Source organism: Mycobacterium sp. NGS59, assembly GCF_059812345.1.
Window position 1 is genome coordinate 123591 of record NZ_JCALCN010000013.1, and the last position, 17656, is coordinate 141246.

14 protein-coding genes and 1 pseudogene are annotated in these 17656 nt (G+C 67.3%); 2 read left to right on the plus strand and 13 right to left on the minus strand.

From position 1 onward, the window contains the following. Nucleotides 1-50: 50 nt before the first annotated feature. Nucleotides 51-1316 carry a cytochrome P450 gene (locus AC5Y46_RS16090; RefSeq protein WP_499946452.1) on the minus strand — a complete coding sequence of 422 codons (1266 nt, stop codon included), beginning with the start codon at nt 1314-1316 and terminating at the stop codon, nt 51-53. Between the two features lie 84 nt (nt 1317-1400). Between AC5Y46_RS16090 and AC5Y46_RS16095 the strand changes: the two genes are divergently transcribed. Further along, nucleotides 1401-2045 carry a TetR/AcrR family transcriptional regulator gene (locus tag AC5Y46_RS16095; RefSeq protein WP_499946453.1) on the plus strand — a complete coding sequence of 215 codons (645 nt, stop codon included), beginning with the start codon at nt 1401-1403 and terminating at the stop codon, nt 2043-2045. A gap of 4 nt (nt 2046-2049) precedes the next feature. On the opposite strand, the gene proB is transcribed toward AC5Y46_RS16095, so the two are convergent. From proB to ndk, 6 genes are all read right to left on the minus strand, one after another. Further along, nucleotides 2050-3165 (minus strand): glutamate 5-kinase, encoded by a 1116-nt coding sequence (gene proB, locus AC5Y46_RS16100; RefSeq protein ID WP_499946454.1) that lies wholly within the window; start codon nt 3163-3165, stop codon nt 2050-2052. After that, nucleotides 3162-4604: a GTPase ObgE gene (gene obgE / locus AC5Y46_RS16105; RefSeq protein WP_499946455.1), complete on the minus strand. Its 1443-nt coding sequence runs from the start codon at nt 4602-4604 to the stop codon at nt 3162-3164. Before obgE ends, proB begins: the two co-directional genes overlap by 4 nt. A gap of 45 nt (nt 4605-4649) precedes the next feature. Continuing rightward, on the minus strand, nt 4650-4907 hold the full coding sequence (gene rpmA, locus AC5Y46_RS16110) for a 50S ribosomal protein L27 (RefSeq protein ID WP_499946456.1): 258 nt from the start codon (nt 4905-4907) through the stop codon (nt 4650-4652). Between the two features lie 12 nt (nt 4908-4919). Further along, a complete protein-coding gene (rplU, locus tag AC5Y46_RS16115; RefSeq protein WP_499946457.1) occupies nt 4920-5231 on the minus strand; it encodes a 50S ribosomal protein L21 in 312 nt (103 codons plus the stop codon). Nucleotides 5232-5409: 178 nt separating this feature from the next. Next, nucleotides 5410-8391 (minus strand): ribonuclease E, encoded by a 2982-nt coding sequence (gene rne / locus AC5Y46_RS16120; RefSeq protein WP_499992140.1) that lies wholly within the window; start codon nt 8389-8391, stop codon nt 5410-5412. A 305-nt stretch (nt 8392-8696) separates the two neighbouring features. Further along, nucleotides 8697-9107 (minus strand): nucleoside-diphosphate kinase, encoded by a 411-nt coding sequence (ndk, locus tag AC5Y46_RS16125; protein WP_499946459.1) that lies wholly within the window; start codon nt 9105-9107, stop codon nt 8697-8699. Between the two features lie 157 nt (nt 9108-9264). Between ndk and AC5Y46_RS16130 the strand changes: the two are divergent. Next, nucleotides 9265-10411 (plus strand): annotated as a pseudogene (locus AC5Y46_RS16130) (LLM class flavin-dependent oxidoreductase). A gap of 2 nt (nt 10412-10413) precedes the next feature. On the opposite strand, the gene AC5Y46_RS16135 reads toward AC5Y46_RS16130, so the two are convergent. The 6 genes from AC5Y46_RS16135 to AC5Y46_RS16160 form a co-directional block, all read right to left on the minus strand. Further along, entirely contained in the window at nt 10414-10776 is a 363-nt protein-coding gene (locus tag AC5Y46_RS16135; protein ID WP_499992144.1) for a DUF4233 domain-containing protein, read from the minus strand. Beyond that, nucleotides 10773-12215, minus strand: coding sequence for a bifunctional tetrahydrofolate synthase/dihydrofolate synthase (gene folC, locus AC5Y46_RS16140; RefSeq protein WP_499946461.1), 1443 nt, complete (start codon nt 12213-12215; stop codon nt 10773-10775). The genes AC5Y46_RS16135 and folC overlap by 4 nt, the downstream gene beginning before the upstream one ends. Beyond that, nucleotides 12212-14863 carry a valine--tRNA ligase gene (locus tag AC5Y46_RS16145; RefSeq protein WP_499992147.1) on the minus strand — a complete coding sequence of 884 codons (2652 nt, stop codon included), beginning with the start codon at nt 14861-14863 and terminating at the stop codon, nt 12212-12214. Before AC5Y46_RS16145 ends, folC begins: the two co-directional genes overlap by 4 nt. A gap of 69 nt (nt 14864-14932) precedes the next feature. Continuing rightward, the gene (locus AC5Y46_RS16150) at nt 14933-15571 is read right to left on the minus strand and encodes a LysM peptidoglycan-binding domain-containing protein (protein WP_499946463.1); all 639 of its coding nucleotides are present in this window, start codon (nt 15569-15571) and stop codon (nt 14933-14935) included. 144 nt (nt 15572-15715) lie between these two features. Next, a complete protein-coding gene (locus AC5Y46_RS16155) occupies nt 15716-16306 on the minus strand; it encodes a DUF937 domain-containing protein (protein WP_499992148.1) in 591 nt (196 codons plus the stop codon). 56 nt (nt 16307-16362) lie between these two features. Further along, the gene (locus AC5Y46_RS16160) at nt 16363-17619 is read right to left on the minus strand and encodes a saccharopine dehydrogenase family protein (RefSeq protein ID WP_499992150.1); all 1257 of its coding nucleotides are present in this window, start codon (nt 17617-17619) and stop codon (nt 16363-16365) included. Nucleotides 17620-17656 lie beyond the last annotated feature (37 nt).

Sequence of the window (17656 nt, forward strand, 5' to 3'; positions counted from 1 at the left end):
TGCCTATGCGGATCCTCAACGAATTCTTGGCGCGCTCAGGCGCCGGAAATTCAGAAGGTGCAGGGCAAGCGCCGGATGGCGTGGATGAAATTGCCGACCACGAAGGACGGCTCCCCAGCCTGGATGTCGGGAACCTGCCGGAGCAATTCGCCGAACAGCGCCCGTAGTTGCGCTCGTGCCACGTGGGCGCCGAGGCAGAAGTGCACACCACCGCCGCCGAAGCCGACATGCGGATTGGGACTGCGGCTGAGGTCCAGACGTTCCGGTTCGTCGAAGACTTCGCGATCCCAGTTGCCGGAGGCGTAGAACATCGCCACCTTCTCCCCCGCCCGGATGGTCTGCCCGCCCAGCTCGAAATCCGTTGCCGCGGTGCGCCGGAACGTCATCACCGGGGTGGCCCATCGGATGAACTCTTCGATCGCCGTCCCGTTGCGGTTCTCGAAATCGGCTTGTAGCCAAGCTTTTTGGTCGGGGAAGTCGGTCAGCGCCTTCAGCGCGTGGCTGGCGGTCTGACGGGTGGTGTCATTGCCGGCCACGGCCAACAGGACGAAGAATGCGGCGACCTCCGCATCGGTGAGCCGGTCGCCGTCCACCTCGGCGTTCACCAGCCCGCTGAACAGATCGTCGCCGGGCTGCTCGCGCCGCTGCGCGGCCAGCGATCCGGCCACCTGGTGCAGATAGATCTGGTTCTGGACGAGCAGCTCCAGCGGGTTGCGGCCGTCGAGGAACTCCGGGTCGGCCCACGACACCACGGCATCGGCGGCGTGCGCCACCTGGTGCCGCTCGGAGTCGGGAATCCCCATCATGTCCGACAGGGTGCGTATCGGTAATTCCTTGGCGCAGATGTCGACGAAGTCCGCGCCGCTGCCCGCGTCCCGCAGTTCTGCGACGATCACCTCGGCGTTGTGCTGGATCGAGTCTTCGATGCGGCGGACCTGTCGCGGTGTGAAGGCCGCGCTGACGAGCTTGCGCAGTTTGGTGTGCCGTGGCGGATCCATCGCCAGGAAGGATTGGGAGGCTTCCAGGAGTTCTTCGGGGATGTCGGCGAACATCACGCCTTTGCCGGACAGGAATACCTCGTTGTTGCGGCTCACCGTGACGATGTCAGCCCGACGGGTGACCGCCCAATAGCCCGGATCGGCCGGGTTCTCGATCAGGTCGCCCTCGACCGGTGGCTGCCAGCTGACCGGGCGTTCAGCCCGCAGGGTGGCGAAGGAGCGTTCTCGTTCCGCGGCGGTCTTCGACCAGAACGCTTTGGACGACAGGTCGACCGCGTCATACGGGCGGGCTTCGGCGGTCTGCGCGGATGTGTTCATGGTTGGCGATCCTTCCGTTGGCCCGACGATATGCCTAGACATATTGTCTAGTCAAGACGTCCACGCTTCGGTTATGCTCGACGGATGCCGGCCGTTACCCGCAGATCCCAGGGCAATCGCCAACAGGAGCGTCAGCAGCGCCAAGAACAGATGGAACGCCGCCTGCTGGAAGCCACCGAACGCCTGATGCGCGACGGCACCAGCTTCACCGAGCTCAGCGTGGACCGCCTGGCGACCGAGGCCGGCATCTCCCGCGCCAGCTTCTACATCTACTTCCAGGACAAGGGCGATCTGCTGCGCCAGCTCGCCGGCCAGGTCCTCAGTGACCTGACCAGCAGCGGGGAACGCTGGTGGGACGTGGCCTGGCGGCACAATCCCGACGACGCGCGCGCGGCGATAACCGGCATCATCGCCAGCTTCCGTCGTCACCAACCCGTGCTCATCGCCCTCAACGAGGTCTCCGGTTACGACCCCGCCACCGCGCAGGCCTACCGGGATCTGTTGGACGACATCATCGGGCGCCTGACCCGGGTCATCGAAGAAGGCCAGGCCGACGGGTCGATCCGGCCCCAGCTGCACGCGACTACCACCGCGAGCGCCCTGACCTGGATGGTCGAGCGGGCCTGCCACCAGAACCTGCCGGCCCGGCCAGCCGAGTACGACACGGAGCTGGCCGCGACGTTGACCGAGATAGTGTGGGGCTCACTGTATTTGCAAGCTTCCCAGTGACTTCTCAATGCCGTTGCACGGCTACCAGGTCATCGGCGTGCACCACCGGCCGGCGTGACTCCCCGGGCAATTCCGAGGTGGACCGTCCGATCATGCCGGCCAGCTCGACCGCGTCGTAGGCGACCACGCCGCGGGCCACGACAGCGCCTGCGGGATCGCACAATTCGACGACGTCGCCGCCGTAGAACTTGCCCGACACCGCGGTGATGCCCGCGGGCAGCAGCGAACGGCGTTGTCCGACAACGGCGCTCACCGCGCCGGCGTCCAGGGACAGGGTCCCGGTGGACTCGGCGGCATAACGCACCCAGAACCGGCGCGCCGACATCCGGTCGGGCCGCGGCGCGAACACCGTGCCCACCGAGGCATCGGTGAGCGCGCGGGCGACTTCGGTTGCCGGAGCGAGCAACACCGGCAACCCGGCGTCGGCGGCCAGCAGCGCCGAGGACATCTTCGACGCCATCCCGCCGGTGCCCAGGTGACTGCTCTGCCCCGCGACCACACCGTCCAGATCGGCGGGTCCGGTCACTTCCGCAATGAACCTGGCGCCGGGGAACTTTCGCGGATCCGCATCATAGAGGCCGTCGATATCGGACAGCAGGACCAGCGCGTCGGCGCCGACCAGGTGCGCCACCAGCGCCGAAAGCCGGTCGTTGTCGCCGAACCGGATCTCGTTGGTGGCCACGGTGTCGTTCTCGTTGACGATCGCCACCGCGCGCAGCGCCCGCAACCGGTCCAGGGTGCGCTGGGCGTTGGTGTGCTGCACCCGCATCGAGATGTCGTGCGAGGTCAGCAGCACCTGTCCGACGGTCCGGTCATACCGGGCGAACGCCGCACTCCACGAGTTCACCAGCGCGACCTGCCCGACGCTGGCCGCGGCCTGTTTGGTCGCGAGATCCTTTGGGCGGCGGGATAATCCGAGCGGCTCGATACCGGCGGCGATGGCACCCGAGGACACGATGACCACGTCGGTGCCGGCCTTCATCCGCGTCTCGATGGCGTCGGTCAGTTCAGCCAGTCGACTGGCGTCGAACATGCCCGCGTCGGTGGTCAGCGCGGTGGTGCCGACCTTGACGACGATGCTGCGGGCGGTGCGGATCGCTTCCCGGTGCGGACTGGTCACGAGTCGTCGGGGCTCTCGCGACGTTGCCGTCGGGCCGCCTTGCGCTCGGCGGCGCCGATCCGGTCGTTACGTTCCAGCCGTGCGTCGGTTCCCCGGCCGGTCATCGGAACCTCAACGCCCGCAGGGGTTTGTGGCTCCCAGTCGAAGGTCATCTCGCCGATCGTCACCGCGCAGCCGGGGCGGGCACCCAGGCGCAGCAGTTCGTCCTCCACGCCCAGGCGGGCCAGTCGGTCGGCGAGATATCCGACGGCTTCGTCGTTGTCGAAATTGGTCTGCCGGATCCAGCGTTCGGGTCGCGCGCCGGTCACCAGGAAGCCGCCCTGGCCGTCGGGTTCCACCGTGAAACCGCTGTCGTCCACCGGAATCGGACGGATCACCGGACGTCGCGGCACCACAACGGGGCGGGCAGCGTTGTACTCCGAAACCATCTGCCACAGCCCGAAGATCAACGGCTGCAAGCCTTCCCGGGTGGCCGTCGACACCAGGAACACCGGCCAGCCGCGCTCGGCGATCTCGTCGCGGACGAACTCGGCCATCTCGCGAGCCTCGGGCACGTCGATCTTGTTCAATACCACCGCCCGCGGCCGCTCGGCCAGATCGCCCAGCACCGCGTCGCCCTGCAGGGTGGGCGTGTAGGCCGCGAGTTCGGCCTCCAGCGCGTCGATGTCGGAGATCGGGTCGCGGCCCGGCTCGGCCGTGGCGCAGTCCACCACATGAACCAGGACCGCGCAGCGCTCGATGTGCCGCAGGAAGTCCAGGCCCAGACCGCGGCCCTCGGACGCACCGGGGATCAGGCCCGGCACGTCGGCGACGGTGAACGCATGCTCGCCGGCGGAGACCACACCGAGGTTGGGCACCAGCGTGGTGAACGGGTAGTCGGCGATTTTCGGCTTGGCCGCGGAGATGACCGACACCAGGGAGGACTTTCCGGCCGAGGGGAACCCGACCAGCCCGACGTCGGCGACCGTCTTGAGTTCCAGCGTCAGGTCGCGCGCCTGGCCGGGCTCGCCCAGCAGCGCGAAACCGGGCGCCTTGCGGGCGCGCGAGGCCAGCGCGGCGTTGCCCAGCCCCCCGCGGCCACCGGCGGCGGCCTCGAACCGGGTACCGGCGCCGACCAGGTCGGCCAGCAGCCGACCGTTCTCGTCCAGCACCACGGTGCCGTCGGGCACCTTGACTTCCAGGTCCGCGCCGGCGGCGCCGTCGCGATTGTTGCCCATCCCCTGCTTGCCGGACGGCGCGGTGACATGCGGGCGGAAATGGAAGTCCAGCAGGGTGTGCACCTGCGGGTCGACCACGAAGACGACGCTGCCGCCGCGCCCGCCGTTACCGCCGTCGGGGCCACCCAGCGGCTTGAATTTCTCGCGGTGCACCGATGCGCAGCCGTTGCCGCCCGAACCCGCCCGGGTGTGGATGACGACCCGATCGACGAATCGAGGCATCGAAATTCCTCTCACAGTCCCTGGTCAGCCCAAGGACGGCGGAGCTTAGTCGGAAGGCCCGACGATGCTCACGGTCTTGCGGCCGCCCTTGACGCCGAACTGGACCGCCCCGGCCGCCTTGGCGAACAGGGTGTCGTCGCCGCCGCGGCCCACGTTGACGCCGGGGTGGAACTTGGTGCCGCGCTGGCGGACCAGGATCTCGCCGGCCTTGACGACCTGGCCGCCGAACCGCTTGACACCGAGCCGCTGAGCTGCCGAATCCCGACCGTTGCGCGAGCTGGAAGCGCCCTTCTTGTGTGCCATTGTCTGTCGCCCCTAGTTGATGCCGGTGACCTTGAGAACCGTCAGCTGCTGACGGTGCCCTTGGCGCTTGTGGTAGCCGGTCTTGTTCTTGAACTTGTGGATACGGATCTTCGGGCCCTTGGTGTGCTCGAGCACCTCACCGGTGACCGCAACCTTGGCCAGCGCGCTGGCGTCGGAGGTCACGTCGGCGCCGTCGACGACCAGCGCGACCGGCAGCGACACCTGGGCGCCGGGCTCGGACTCCAGCTTCTCGACCTTGACGACGTCCCCGACGGCAACCTTGTACTGCTTACCGCCGGTCTTGACGATTGCGTAGGTCGCCATCGGTGTACTCCTGCCTCTTCTGCCTGCGTTGTGCTCGCGCGCGTGCCAACGACGGTGCGCGGTGGGTGGTCTTGGTGCGGGCTATTGCGTCCCGCTGTCGCCGGCCAGCGTTTCCCGTGGCCTGACGACAACTGTCCAAGGGTACGTGACCAGCGGGTACAGGGTCAAACCGGCCCGGCTAGTCGACGTGCGTGGGCGGACCCGCCGGCCTGCCCGCCGCCCGGCGCCGGCGTGACGCCGCCGGTGCGACGATGACGGACGCACGATCGATGCCCGCCACGGCGCTGATCACCTCGTCTTGATCAGGTACGACGTCGATGTCCTCGACGTCGTCATCTTCGTCCTCGTCATCGCTGTCGTCGTCGCTGTCATCGCTGTCATCGCTGTCGACGTCGTCGACGTCATCGCTGTCGTCGCTGTCGTCGCTGTCGTCTTCGTCGCTGTCGTCTTCGTCGCTGTCGTCTTCGTCGCTGTCGTCGAGATCCTCGTCGTCGAGTTCGTCCACGTCCTCGTCGCCGTCATCGCCGTCATCGTCATCGTCATCGTCGAGATCCTCGTCGTCGAGTTCGTCCACGTCGTCGGTGTCTTCGTCCCCGTCTTCGTCCTCGTCAGCGTCCTCGTCGGCGTCCTCGAAGTCTTGGGCAGCGTCGCCCTCATCGGTCTGGGTGGGAAGCCGCTCGGCGGTCGCCTCGTCGACCTCGGGGGTCACCTCTTCGTCGGTCTCGGCGCTTTCGTCGTCGTCACGCGACGACGCGGCCATCGCCTTGAACATCGGGTGCTCACCCGGCGCGTGCGTCGGGACCTTGGCCACGACGGCCTTCTCGGCGGAATCGTCGGACCGGTTCTTCTTCGAGCGTCGGTTGCGCCGGGAGCTGGACTCCGTCTTGCGCCCGGCCGCCGGAGCCGAGTCGACCGGGTCGGCATGCAGCAGGATCCCGCGGCCGGTGCAGTTCGGACACGATGTCGAGAACGCCTCGATCAGGCCGGTGCCCAGCCGTTTACGGGTCAACTGCACCAGCCCCAGCGACGTCACCTCCGACACCTGATGGCGGGTGCGGTCGCGGGCCAACGATTCGGTCAGCCGCCGCAGCACCAGGTCACGGTTGGACTCGAGGACCATGTCGATGAAGTCGATGACGACGATGCCGCCGATGTCGCGCAACCTCAGCTGGCGCACGATCTCCTCGGCGGCCTCCAGGTTGTTCTTGGTGACGGTCTGTTCCAGGTTGCCCCCGGACCCGGTGAACTTGCCGGTGTTGACGTCGATGACCGTCATCGCTTCGGTCCGGTCGATCACCAGCGTGCCGCCCGACGGCAACCACACCTTGCGGTCCATCGCCTTGGCGAGCTGTTCGTCGATGCGGTGCACCGCGAACACGTCCGGTCCGCTCTCGTCCGCGGGTTCGTACTTGTCGAGCTTGGAAACCAGGTCGGGCGCAACGGAATTCACGTACTCGTTGATCGTGGCCCAGGCCTCGTCCCCGGACACGATCAACGACGAGAAGTCCTCGTTGAACAAGTCCCGGATGACCTTCACCAGCACGTCCGGTTCTTCGTAGAGCGCCACCGCAGCGCCGGCGGCTTTCTGCTTGGTCTCGGCGGCCTTGGCGTCGATCTGATTCCAGCGTTCCTGCAGCCGGGTGACGTCACCACGGATGTCGTCTTCCTTGACGCCCTCCGAAGCGGTTCGGATGATGACGCCGGCGTCGGACGGCACCACCTCGCGCAGGATCTCCTTGAGGCGTTGGCGTTCGGTGTCGGGCAACTTGCGGCTGATCCCGGTCGACGACGCGCCGGGCACGTAGACCAGGTAGCGCCCCGCCAGCGACACCTGCGTGGTCAGTCGGGCGCCCTTGTGTCCGACCGGGTCTTTGCTGACCTGAACCACGACGTAGTCGCCGGGTTTGAGGGCCTGCTCGATCTTGCGGTCCGCGCCGCCCAGTCCGGCAGCCTCCCAGTTCACTTCGCCGGCGTAGAGCACGCCGTTGCGGCCGCGGCCGATGTCGACGAACGCCGCCTCCATCGACGGCAGCACGTTCTGCACGATGCCCAGATAGATGTTGCCGACCAGCGAGGCGGACGCCGCCGACGTCACGAAGTGCTCGACCACGATGCCGTCTTCGAGCACCGCGATCTGGGTGTAGCGAGCCCCTGGGTGCGGCGGCTCGGTGCGGACCCGGTCGCGCACGACCATGACCCGCTCGACGGCCTCACGCCGGGCAAGGAACTCAGCCTCGCTCAATACCGGTGGCCGACGGCGGCCCGCATCGCGCCCGTCCCGGCGCCGCTGCCGCTTGGCTTCCAGACGCGTGGAACCGTCGATTCCTTTGATCTCGCCGGAACCGGACTCGCCGTTGTCCTGGCCCTGCCTGCCGCCGTTGCGAGGCGCACGCTCGTGCACGACGGTGTTCGGCGGATCATCGGGCGACGGTCCGTCGTCGCCGTCCTCACCGGACGTGGACTTGCGCCGACGCCGCCGACGCCGCCGACGGTTGCCGCCGTCGGCTGAACCGTTGTCGTCGTCGCCGTCGTCGCTGTCGTCGTTGTCGTCGGAGTCCGGACCTTGATCGGAGTCGTCGCCGTCGGCCGCGCGCTGCTCGCCACCGGCCGCGGCGTCACCGTTCTGGCTGTCGGCGGGACCATCGGGACCCGCCTGCTCACCGCGGCCGCGTCCGCGACCGCGCCGGCCCCGGCGGCGGCGTTTGTTGGCAGGGCGATCAGCCTGCTCCTCGTCTTCGCCGGAACCGTCGTCGTCCACGTCGTCGTCAGAGTCGTCCTGAGCCCCGGACCCTTCGTCGGCGGCGACCGCGACCCGCTCCGGAATCGGTTGCGGCGCGACGAACAGCGGCATGTAGTGGGGTCGCTCGACGTCAGCTTCGCCGGATTCGAGCATCAACCGCGATTCGGGTTCCTCGGCAGTGGTCGCGGGCGACGTCTCGGTTTGGGCCGCCAACAGGTCGCGGACACGTACCGCGTCCACCTGGTCCACGCTGGAATGGGCGCTGCGGATCCGCCCGTCGAGTGCGGCCAACGCGTCGAGGACCCGCCTGCTGGTGGTCCCGAGTGTCCGCGCGAGCGAATGGACTCTCAGGCGGTCCGGCAGTTCCTCGTGCTGTGTCGGCTCGTTTGCTGATTCTGAAGATGGGGCACCGTCTACCACGTATTCTCCTCAAGCCCCCGGGCGCGTCGTCCTATCGACGCGGCCACGCGAGGGCTTCGCTATGGATCCGGCCACTTCTCCCGGACTTGTAATGGTCTCGCCCCGAGCGGCCCGGATCGGACCAACTCGGCGCCGTACTGAATGACGGCTTGACCTGCTGCGCCGCACCGCGGACTGGCGATGGTCGCGCTTGTCGAAGTCTTCATTCGGGTGACCGACGCCAGTTCGACGACGTTCACCCGACAGTCAGTATCCCACATCACTGGGCAGGCTCGACCGCGCCGTGCGAACGGGCGGTCCCGGAGCTAGATGTCGGGGAACCAGAGTTCGATCTCGCGGTGTGCCGATTCGGCCGAATCCGAGCCGTGCACGAGGTTGAACTGCGTTTCCAGGCCGAAGTCGCCCCTGATCGTGCCGGGGGTGGCCTTGTCCACCGGGTCGGTGCCACCGGCGAGCTGCCGAAACGCGGCGATCGCCCGAGGCCCCGTCACCACGGCGGCCACCACCGGCCCCGACGTGATGAACTCCAGCAGCGACCCGAAGAACGACTTGCCCTCGTGTTCGGCGTAGTGGCGTCGAGCCAGCTCCTCGCCGACATTCCGGAGCTCCAAGGCGGCGATGGTCAGGCCCTTGCGCTCGATGCGGCTCAGTATCTCGCCGACCAACTGACGTTGTACGCCGTCGGGCTTGATCAGTACGAGAGTCCGTTCGGTCACAGCGCACAGCGTACCCAACGACTCAGTAATCGAGACTGCGTCCACGGACCGGCCAGGCGGGTCGCGCCCCTGTCGCAGACTCGATGCTGTGGGCGCGGGCTCGACACCCCGGCCGTCGCACCGCGATCTGGTACGTGGCTGTGCGATCTTTATGACCATGACGCAATTTCGGGTCGGGCTGGGCAATCAAATTCTGAATTCCCGCTCTTCGCCGACGGCGCTCCCCCGCGCGGACTATATGACCGCCGTCGCGGCGGGCCTGGATTCCTACTGGGTGGGCGATCATCTCAATGCGCTTTTTCCCCGGTCGATCTACACACCAAAGTATGTCGGCGTGGCGAAGATCGCCCCGAAGATCGACGCGAACCTCGAGCCGTGGACGATGCTCGGCCACCTCGGTTCCCGTAACCGATTCGCCCGCTTACGCCTGGGCGTCGGGGTCACCGACGCCAGTCGGCGCAATCCCGCGGTCACTGCTCAGGCCGCCGCGACGCTGCACCTGATCACCCGCGGACGAGCCATTCTCGGCATCGGGGTGGGCGAGCGAGAGGGCAACGAGCCCTACGGCGTGGACTGGAGCAAACCGGTCGCGCGATTCGAAGAAGCGGTCGCCACGATCCGAACGCTGTGGAACTCCGGCGGGGAACTGGTCTCTCGCGAGTCGCCGTACTTCCCGCTGCGTAACGCGCTGTTCGATCTGCCGCCGTATCGGGGCAAGTGGCCCGAAATCTGGATCGCCGCTCACGGTCCACGCATGCTGAGAGCCACCGGCCGCTACGCCGATGCGTGGTTCCCGGCTCAATCGAGGGGTCCCGAAGAATATGCACGCGGACTGGAGGCGGTGCGAACGGCTGCGTCAGACGCGGGACGAGACCCCATGTCGATCACGCCGGCAATCTGGCTGTTCGTCGTGACCGGCCGTAGCCGCGCCGAAGTCGACGAAACCCTGGATACCGACGCCGCGCGAGCGTTCGCACTCAACACACCGGCCGAGGTGTGGGCAAGCCACGGCGTCGAGCATCCGCTCGGTGCTGACTTCGCTGGCGCACAGGACTTTCTTCCGCAGACCCTGGACGAGCAGACTGTGCTGTCCTATGCACGCAAGGTGCCCCCGTCGTTGCTCAAGAGCGGCATGCTCACCGGGACCCCGGCGGAGGTGATCGACCAGGCCGCGCAGTGGCGCGATCACGGGGTGCGTTATCTCGTCGTCGCCAATGTGAGCGTGTTGCAGCCCAGCCTTCGGAAAAGCTTGGCTTCTAACGCGCCATTCTTCAGCATTTTGGCGCGGGCTGAAGAAATTGTGAAATCAGTCCCCCGCAGCAGGTCCCTGCCGTCGGCGGACCTCGGCGCGCAAGTAGACGATCAGCGACCACACTCCGACGAACAACAGTCCGACGAATCCGACGGCCGGATACACCAGGAACCCGGCGACCAGCGGCAATTGGAAGCCCAGGTTGACCCACATCGCCCACGGCTTGCGCTGCACGCCGGCCAATAGGATGTACAGCGCGGCCAAACCGATCAGGTAGCTCAGCGATGCCGCACTCAGGCCGCCGCCGACGGCCCCTACGACCGGTATGGCCAGCAACACCACGATCGCTTCCAGGATGAGGGTGCCCGCCATCACCCCGGCGAAGCTCTTCCACGGGTCGGGAGCCGGTGCGGTCATTGCGGATCCCGGCCGAACAGCGTGCGCGCGGCCCCGGCGGTGACCACCGAGCCGGTGATGACGATGCCGGTGCCCGAGTACGCGTCGTTTTCTTCGGCGGCGGCGTCCACCAACGCTGTCGCGGCGTCGATGGCGTCGCGCATGTTCGCGGCGGTGATCACCCGTTCGGGCCCGAACCGCTGCTGGGCCGCCAGTTCGAGCGTCTCGACGTCCAGCGCGCGCGGCGACCCGTTGTGGGTGACGACGACCGAGTCCAACACCGGTTCCAGCGCGGCCAGGATGCCGTCGACGTCTTTGTCGGCGAGCACGCTGAGCACCCCGACCAGCGTGCGGAAGTCGAATTCGTCGGACAGCGTCTGTGCCAGTGCGGCGGCTCCGGCCGGATTGTGCGCGGAATCGATGAATACCGTTGGGGCACTTCGCATTCGTTCCAGCCGGCCAGGGCTGGTGACGGCGGCGAAGCCGGCCCGGACGGCGTCGACGTCGAGTTGACGTTGCGCGCCGGCGCCGAAGAAGGCTTCGACCGCGGCCAGCGCGAGCGCCGCGTTGTGGGCCTGATGTTCCCCGTGCAAGGGCAAGTAGATCTCGGAGTACACCCCGCCCAGGCCCTGCAGGGTCAGCACCTGGCCGCCGATGGCCACCTGCCGGTCCAGCACCGCGAATTCGGAATCCTGGCGGGCGACGGCCGCGTCGGCGCGCACCGACTGAGCCAACAAGACCTCCATGGCTTCGGGCGCCTGTCGCCCGATCACCGCGACGGTGTCGGGCGCCCCGTCGGGTGCCCGGGTGATGATGCCCGCCTTCTCCCCGGCAATCCCGGCGATGTCGTGCCCGAGGTATTCGACGTGGTCGATGCCGATCGGGGTGATGACCGCCACCGGGGCGTTGACCACGTTGGTGGCGTCCCACGTACCGCCCATGCCTACCTCGACGACCGCGATGTCGACGGGCGCGTCGGCGAACGCCGCGAACGCCATCGCGGTCAGGACCTCGAACTTGCTCATGGCCGGACCCCCGGCCTGTTCCGACTGCTGGTCGATCATCTGCACGAACGGCTCGATCTCCTGGTAGGTCGCCACGTAGCGCGCGGGGTTGATCGGCCTGCCGTCGATGGAGATTCGCTCGACCGCGGACTGCAGATGCGGGCTGGTGGTGCGCCCGGTGCGCATCAGCAACGCGGTGAGCAGCGCGTCGACCATCCGAGCCACCGAGGTCTTGCCGTTGGTGCCGGCGATGTGGATCGAGGGATAGCTCAGCTGCGGCGAACCGAGTAGATCCATCAGGGCGCTGATCCGGGTCAGACTCGGCTCGATGCGGGTCTCCGGCCACCGCTGGTCCAGCAGGTGCTCGACCTGCAGCAGCGACGCGATCTCGTCGGGTGTCGGGGCCGGTTCGGCGATCTGTTCCGTCCAGTCCGGTCCGGAAGGCTCGGCGTTCACCGCAGCGTTGCCAATCGGGCGGTGATCCGGTCGGACTCTTCCTGCGCGAGTTGTCGGCGGGCCCGGATTTTGTCGACGACGGCTTCGGGCGCCTTGGCCAGGAAGTCCTGGTTGGCCAGCTTGGCGTCGGTGGAGGTCAGCTCCTTTTGCGCTGCGGCCAAGTCCTTTTCGAGGCGACGGCGTTCGGCCGCCACGTCGATGGTGCCGGAGGTGTCGAGTTCGACGACCACCGTGCCCGCGCTCAGCCGCACCTCCAGCGAGGCCGACGCGGCGAAATCCGCACCCGGCTCGGTGAGCCAGGCCAGCGACGTCACGGCGGGCACCTGGTTGCTCAGATCGGCGTCTTCGACACCGACCAACCGTGCGGGCACCTTCTGCCGGTCCGCCAAGCCCTGGTCGCTGCGGAACCTCCGCACCTCGGTCACCAGCTTCTGCATGTCGGTGATCCGTTGTGCGGCAACCGGATCCAGCGCAATACCGGAGGGCTGCGGCCAATCGGCTATTACCAGCGATTCCTGACCGGTCAATGCCTGCCACAGCGTCTCGGTGATGAACGGGACCACCGGATGCAGCAACCTCAGCAGCGCGTCCAGCCCGACGGCCAGCACCGCGGTGGTGTGCGTAATACCCTGCGCCAGCTGAGTTTTGGCGAGCTCCAGGTACCAGTCGCAAAATTCGTCCCAGGCGAAGTGGTAGAGCGTCTCGCAGGCCCGGCTGAACTCGTAGCTGTCAAAGGCCGAGTCCACTTCGGCCCGGACCTCTTCCAGCCTGCCCAGGATCCAGCGGTCGGCGTCGGTGAGCTGTTCTGCCGGGGGCAAGGGAGCCAAGGCGGCGCCGTTGAGCAGCGCGTAGCGGGTCGCGTTGAACAGCTTGGTGCCGAAGTTGCGCGACGCCCGCACGGCGTCCTCGCCGATCGCCAGGTCACCGCCGGGGCTGGCGCCGCGGGCCAGCGTGAACCGCAACGCATCCGCGCCGAACGTGTCGATCCAGTCCAGCGGGTCGATGACGTTGCCCTTGGACTTGCTCATCTTGCGGCCGAACTCGTCGCGAATCAGACCGTGCAGGAACACATCGGTGAACGGCACCTGCGGGGCGCGGTTGCCGCGCAGCGTGATGATGTCGTCCTGGCCGACGAAGGTGCCGAACATCATCATCCGGGCCACCCAGAAGAACAGGATGTCGTAACCGGTGACCAGAACGCTTGTGGGGTAGAACTTTTCCAGCTCCGGCGTCTCTTCCGGCCAGCCCATCGTGGAGAACGGCCACAGCGCCGAGGAGAACCAGGTGTCCAGCACGTCGGGATCCTGCTCCCAGCCCTGCGGAGGTGTCTCGTCGGGCCCGACACATTTCTGCTCGCCGTCGGGCCCGTACCAGATCGGGATCCGATGACCCCACCACAGCTGCCGCGAAATGCACCAGTCGTGCATGTTGTCGACCCAGCCGAACCACCGTGGCTCCAGGCTGGCCGGATGAATCACGGTGTGGCCGTTGCGAACCGCGTCACCGGCGGCCTTGGCCATCGACTCGACCCGGACCCACCACTGCAGCGACAGCCGCGGTTCGATCGGCTCGCCGCTGCGCTCGGAATGCCCGACGCTGTGCAGATACGGTCGCTTCTCCTCGACCACCCGGCCCTGCGCCGCCAGCGCCTCGCGCACCGCGACGCGGGCCTCGAAACGGTCCATGCCGTCGAATTGCGTTCCGGTGCCGTCGATCCGGCCCTTCGTGTCCATGATCGACGGCATCGGCAGCTGGTGGCGCAGGCCGATCTCGAAGTCGTTGGGGTCGTGCGCGGGTGTGACTTTGACTGCGCCGGTGCCGAATTCGGGGTCGACGTGCTCGTCGGCGACGACGATCATGTCGCGGTCCACGAAGGGGTGCGGCAGCCTGGCACCGACCAGGTGACGGTAGCGCTCGTCGTCCGGGTGCACCGCTATCGCGGTGTCCCCCAACATGGTCTCGACCCTGGTAGTGGCGACCACGATGTGCGGTTCGGCGTCGTCGAGCGAGCCGTACCGGAACGACACCAACTCGCCTTCGACGTCCTGATAGTTGACCTCGAGGTCCGAGATGGCCGTCTCCAGCACAGGCGACCAGTTGACCAGTCGCTCGGCCTGATAGATCAGCCCGGCGTCGTAGAGCCGCTTGAAGATCGTGCGCACCGCACGCGACAGGCCCTCGTCCATGGTGAACCGGTCGCGGCCCCAGTCGACACCGTCGCCGAGCCGGCGCATCTGCCCGCCGATCGCGCCGCCGGACTCGCGTTTCCAGTCCCACACCTTCTCGACGAACAACTCGCGGCCGAAGTCCTCTTTGGTCTTGCCGTCTACCGCGAGTTGCTTTTCCACCACGCTCTGGGTGGCGATGCCCGCGTGGTCCATTCCCGGCTGCCACAGCACCTCGTAACCCTGCATCCGCTTGCGGCGGGTCAGCGCGTCCATCATGGTGTGTTCCAGCGCGTGACCCATGTGCAGGGTGCCCGTCACATTCGGTGGCGGCAGCACGATCGAGTAGCCGGGCTTGGTGCTGTGCGGGTCCGCGGCGAAGTAGCCGGCATCCAGCCACTTCTGATAGATGACGCCTTCCATCGCGGCCGGATCCCACGACTTGGGCAGCTGGTCGTCGGCGGGGCGGGGGCTGGCGGTCACCGGACAATTCTAGGAACCGCCAGCCACGCCGTCGCCCATGGGCCTGAATCCCGCAGGCCCGGCCAGGGGTCAGGGAATCGTCAGCACCTGACCCGGGTAGATCAGGTCGGGGTTGGGGATGTTGCTGGCGTCCGCGATCGCCTGGTACTTGCTGCCGTCGCCGTAGAAGCGCTCGGCGATTGCCCAGAGCGTGTCGCCGGACACGACGGTGTAGGTCCGCGCCGCGGGTTCGGGCGCAGGTTCTGGCGCGGCTTCGCCGACCGGCTCGGCCACCGCGCTCTGCTCCGGCGCGTCTGCACTCTTGTCGTCGAGATCCACAGCGGCCGGCTCTGCGGCGGCCGGCTCTGCGGCAGCCGGCGCGGGCGGCGGCGGTTGGTCGGTCTCCGTCTTGGTCGACCACGCCGCGCCGTCCGCGGCATACAGCACCAGATTGCGGTCGTCCTGCAGGACGAGTTTGACCTGCTTCTTGCCCTTGGTGTCGGAGTGCCACACCGGCTTGTCCGCGGTGTAGAGAACGAAGTTGCCGTCGCGCTGCACTTCGGCGCGCACCACCTCTTGTCCGTTGGTGGAGGTGGACCAGATCGGCCTACCCCAGACGGCGAGCACCAGATTGCCGTCATCCTGCAGGGTCAAGGAGTAGGCCCCGTTGTTGGAGACCAATGACTCTCCCCGTACCAGCTTCTGTCCCTCAGTGAGCGTGTCTGACATGACTTTTCCTCTCCATCCCTGTCGATCCCGAGCACCGGCCACCCCACGCGGCCGTTGCGGTCCTGGTGCCCCCGAACTGGAAGTTACCGATCCCGTTACCGGCTAAACAGACTTGCGCTCAACGCAATCCTGTTGTCACGCTGCTTATTTCTTGCCGCCGAGCAGGCCACCGAGGATGTCTCCGAGGCCGCCACCCTTGTTGCCCAGCACACTGCCGAGGATGCCGCCGAGCGACTTGTCGTGGCCGCCACCGCCCAGGATGCTGCCCAGGATGTCGCCCAGTCCCCCACCGGAAGTCTTCTGTTGCGAGGCACTGGTTTCGGCTGCACCACCGGAACCGAGCTGTTTTCCGATGTACGCCAACACGATTGGCAGGACGACCGGTAGCAGTTGTTTGAGCAGATCGCTGTTGCCGGCACCGCCGCTGGACAGCGCTGCTGCTACTTGATCGGTGTCCTTGCCGCCGAACAGCGTAGCTACGGCCTGGTGACCGTCGTCCTCGTCGACCTGGTCGACCCCACCGCCGGCGTCGAGCAGGCCGCGAGCGGCGTGCCCGCTGGCGGCGGACTCTATCTTGCTGGCGTGCTCGGGATCTTGCGAGGTGTGTTGCAACCCGCTCAGCAGCACCGGCACCAGGGTATGAACCGCTTTGTCGACTTCGCCTTGATCGGCACCCAGTTTGGTGGCGATGTCCGTCGTGGGAATCTGCGCATAGAGGTCATCGAGCCCGGCCATCACTCTCCACCTTCGTTGCTGGTATCTACAGACGAGTCAATATCGACACTAGTCCGTCATGTCAATCGTTCGGTCTTCAGTGAGATACCCGCGCTCGGGAACCGCGCCAGCAGCGCATCGCCCATGGCCGCCGCCGGGGTCAGCACGCCGTGCAGGTCGGGAAGTTTGTCCCGGTCTTTGGCCAGCGCCAGGCCGCACTCGCCCAGCATCACCGAGGTCGCCTTGTAGCCGGGGTCGCCGCGCTGTTCCATGCGGGCCACATAGCGCGCGCCCGACGTCGTGGTGGTGTAGGTCTCGAGCTTGTAGTAGCCGCGCTCGCGGGACTTCGCGCTGGGACCGGTCCCGGGCTTCGGGACGACACGTTGCACCAACTTCTCCGGCAGCACGCTCAGGAAGCGACTGCCCAGTCCGAACACGGCGTTGCTGGCCCCGGTGACCAGCGCCGACGCGACCGGCGCCAGGGGGGACGAACCGAGGTTGACGGTTTCGGCGTAGCGGAACTCGCGCCCGTAGGCCCAGTCCAGTAACGCGTTGCTACGTCGCACGATTCGGGTGTTGTAGGGCGCCATCACGAACCCCGCAGTCCACAATCCGTTCAGCTCGGGGGCGATCCGGTTGCCACGGCGCAACGGCAGGTCGGGTTGCGGTCCGACATCGGGCTCCGCGTCGCGGTCGTCACTGAGCGTGTACGGGTCCAGGAGCTGACGGCGCACGTCGGCATCGTTGGAAGCGGCGCGCATCAGTTCCAGCATCGAAGCGATGGTGCCGCCGGAGAGGCCGCCGCGGAACGAGCGGACGACCAGGTTTGTGTCGGTCAAACCGCCGGCGTTGTCCTGGCTGGCGGCGCGGTGCAACGCGAAGACGGTCAGGTCCGAGGGCACCGAGTCGAAGCCGCAGGCGTGCACGATGCGGGCGCCGGTGTCGGCGGCCTGCTTGTGGTAGACGTCGATGCTCTCCCGGACGAAGTTGGCCTCACCGGTCAGGTCGGTGTAGTCGGTGCCGGCGGCGGCGCACGCAGCCACCAGCGGCAGCCCGTACTTGGTGTACGGACCCACGGTGGTGATCACGACGCGGGTTCGGGCGGCCATCTCCTCGAGCGTCGACTGGTCGGTGGCATCGGCTGAGACCAGCGAGAACGACTCCGCTGCTGTCCCGATGTCCTTGCGCACCGCGGCCAGGCGATCCTTCGACCTGCCGGCCAGCGCGATCCGCGCGTCCCCTCCGGCGCGGGCGAGGTATTCGGCAGTCAACTTGCCCACAAAGCCGGTTGCCCCATACAGGATGATGTCGAATTCGCGTGGCGTATCAGTCACTTACCCGACGCTACTACGGGCATCGAGCGGTGCCGGG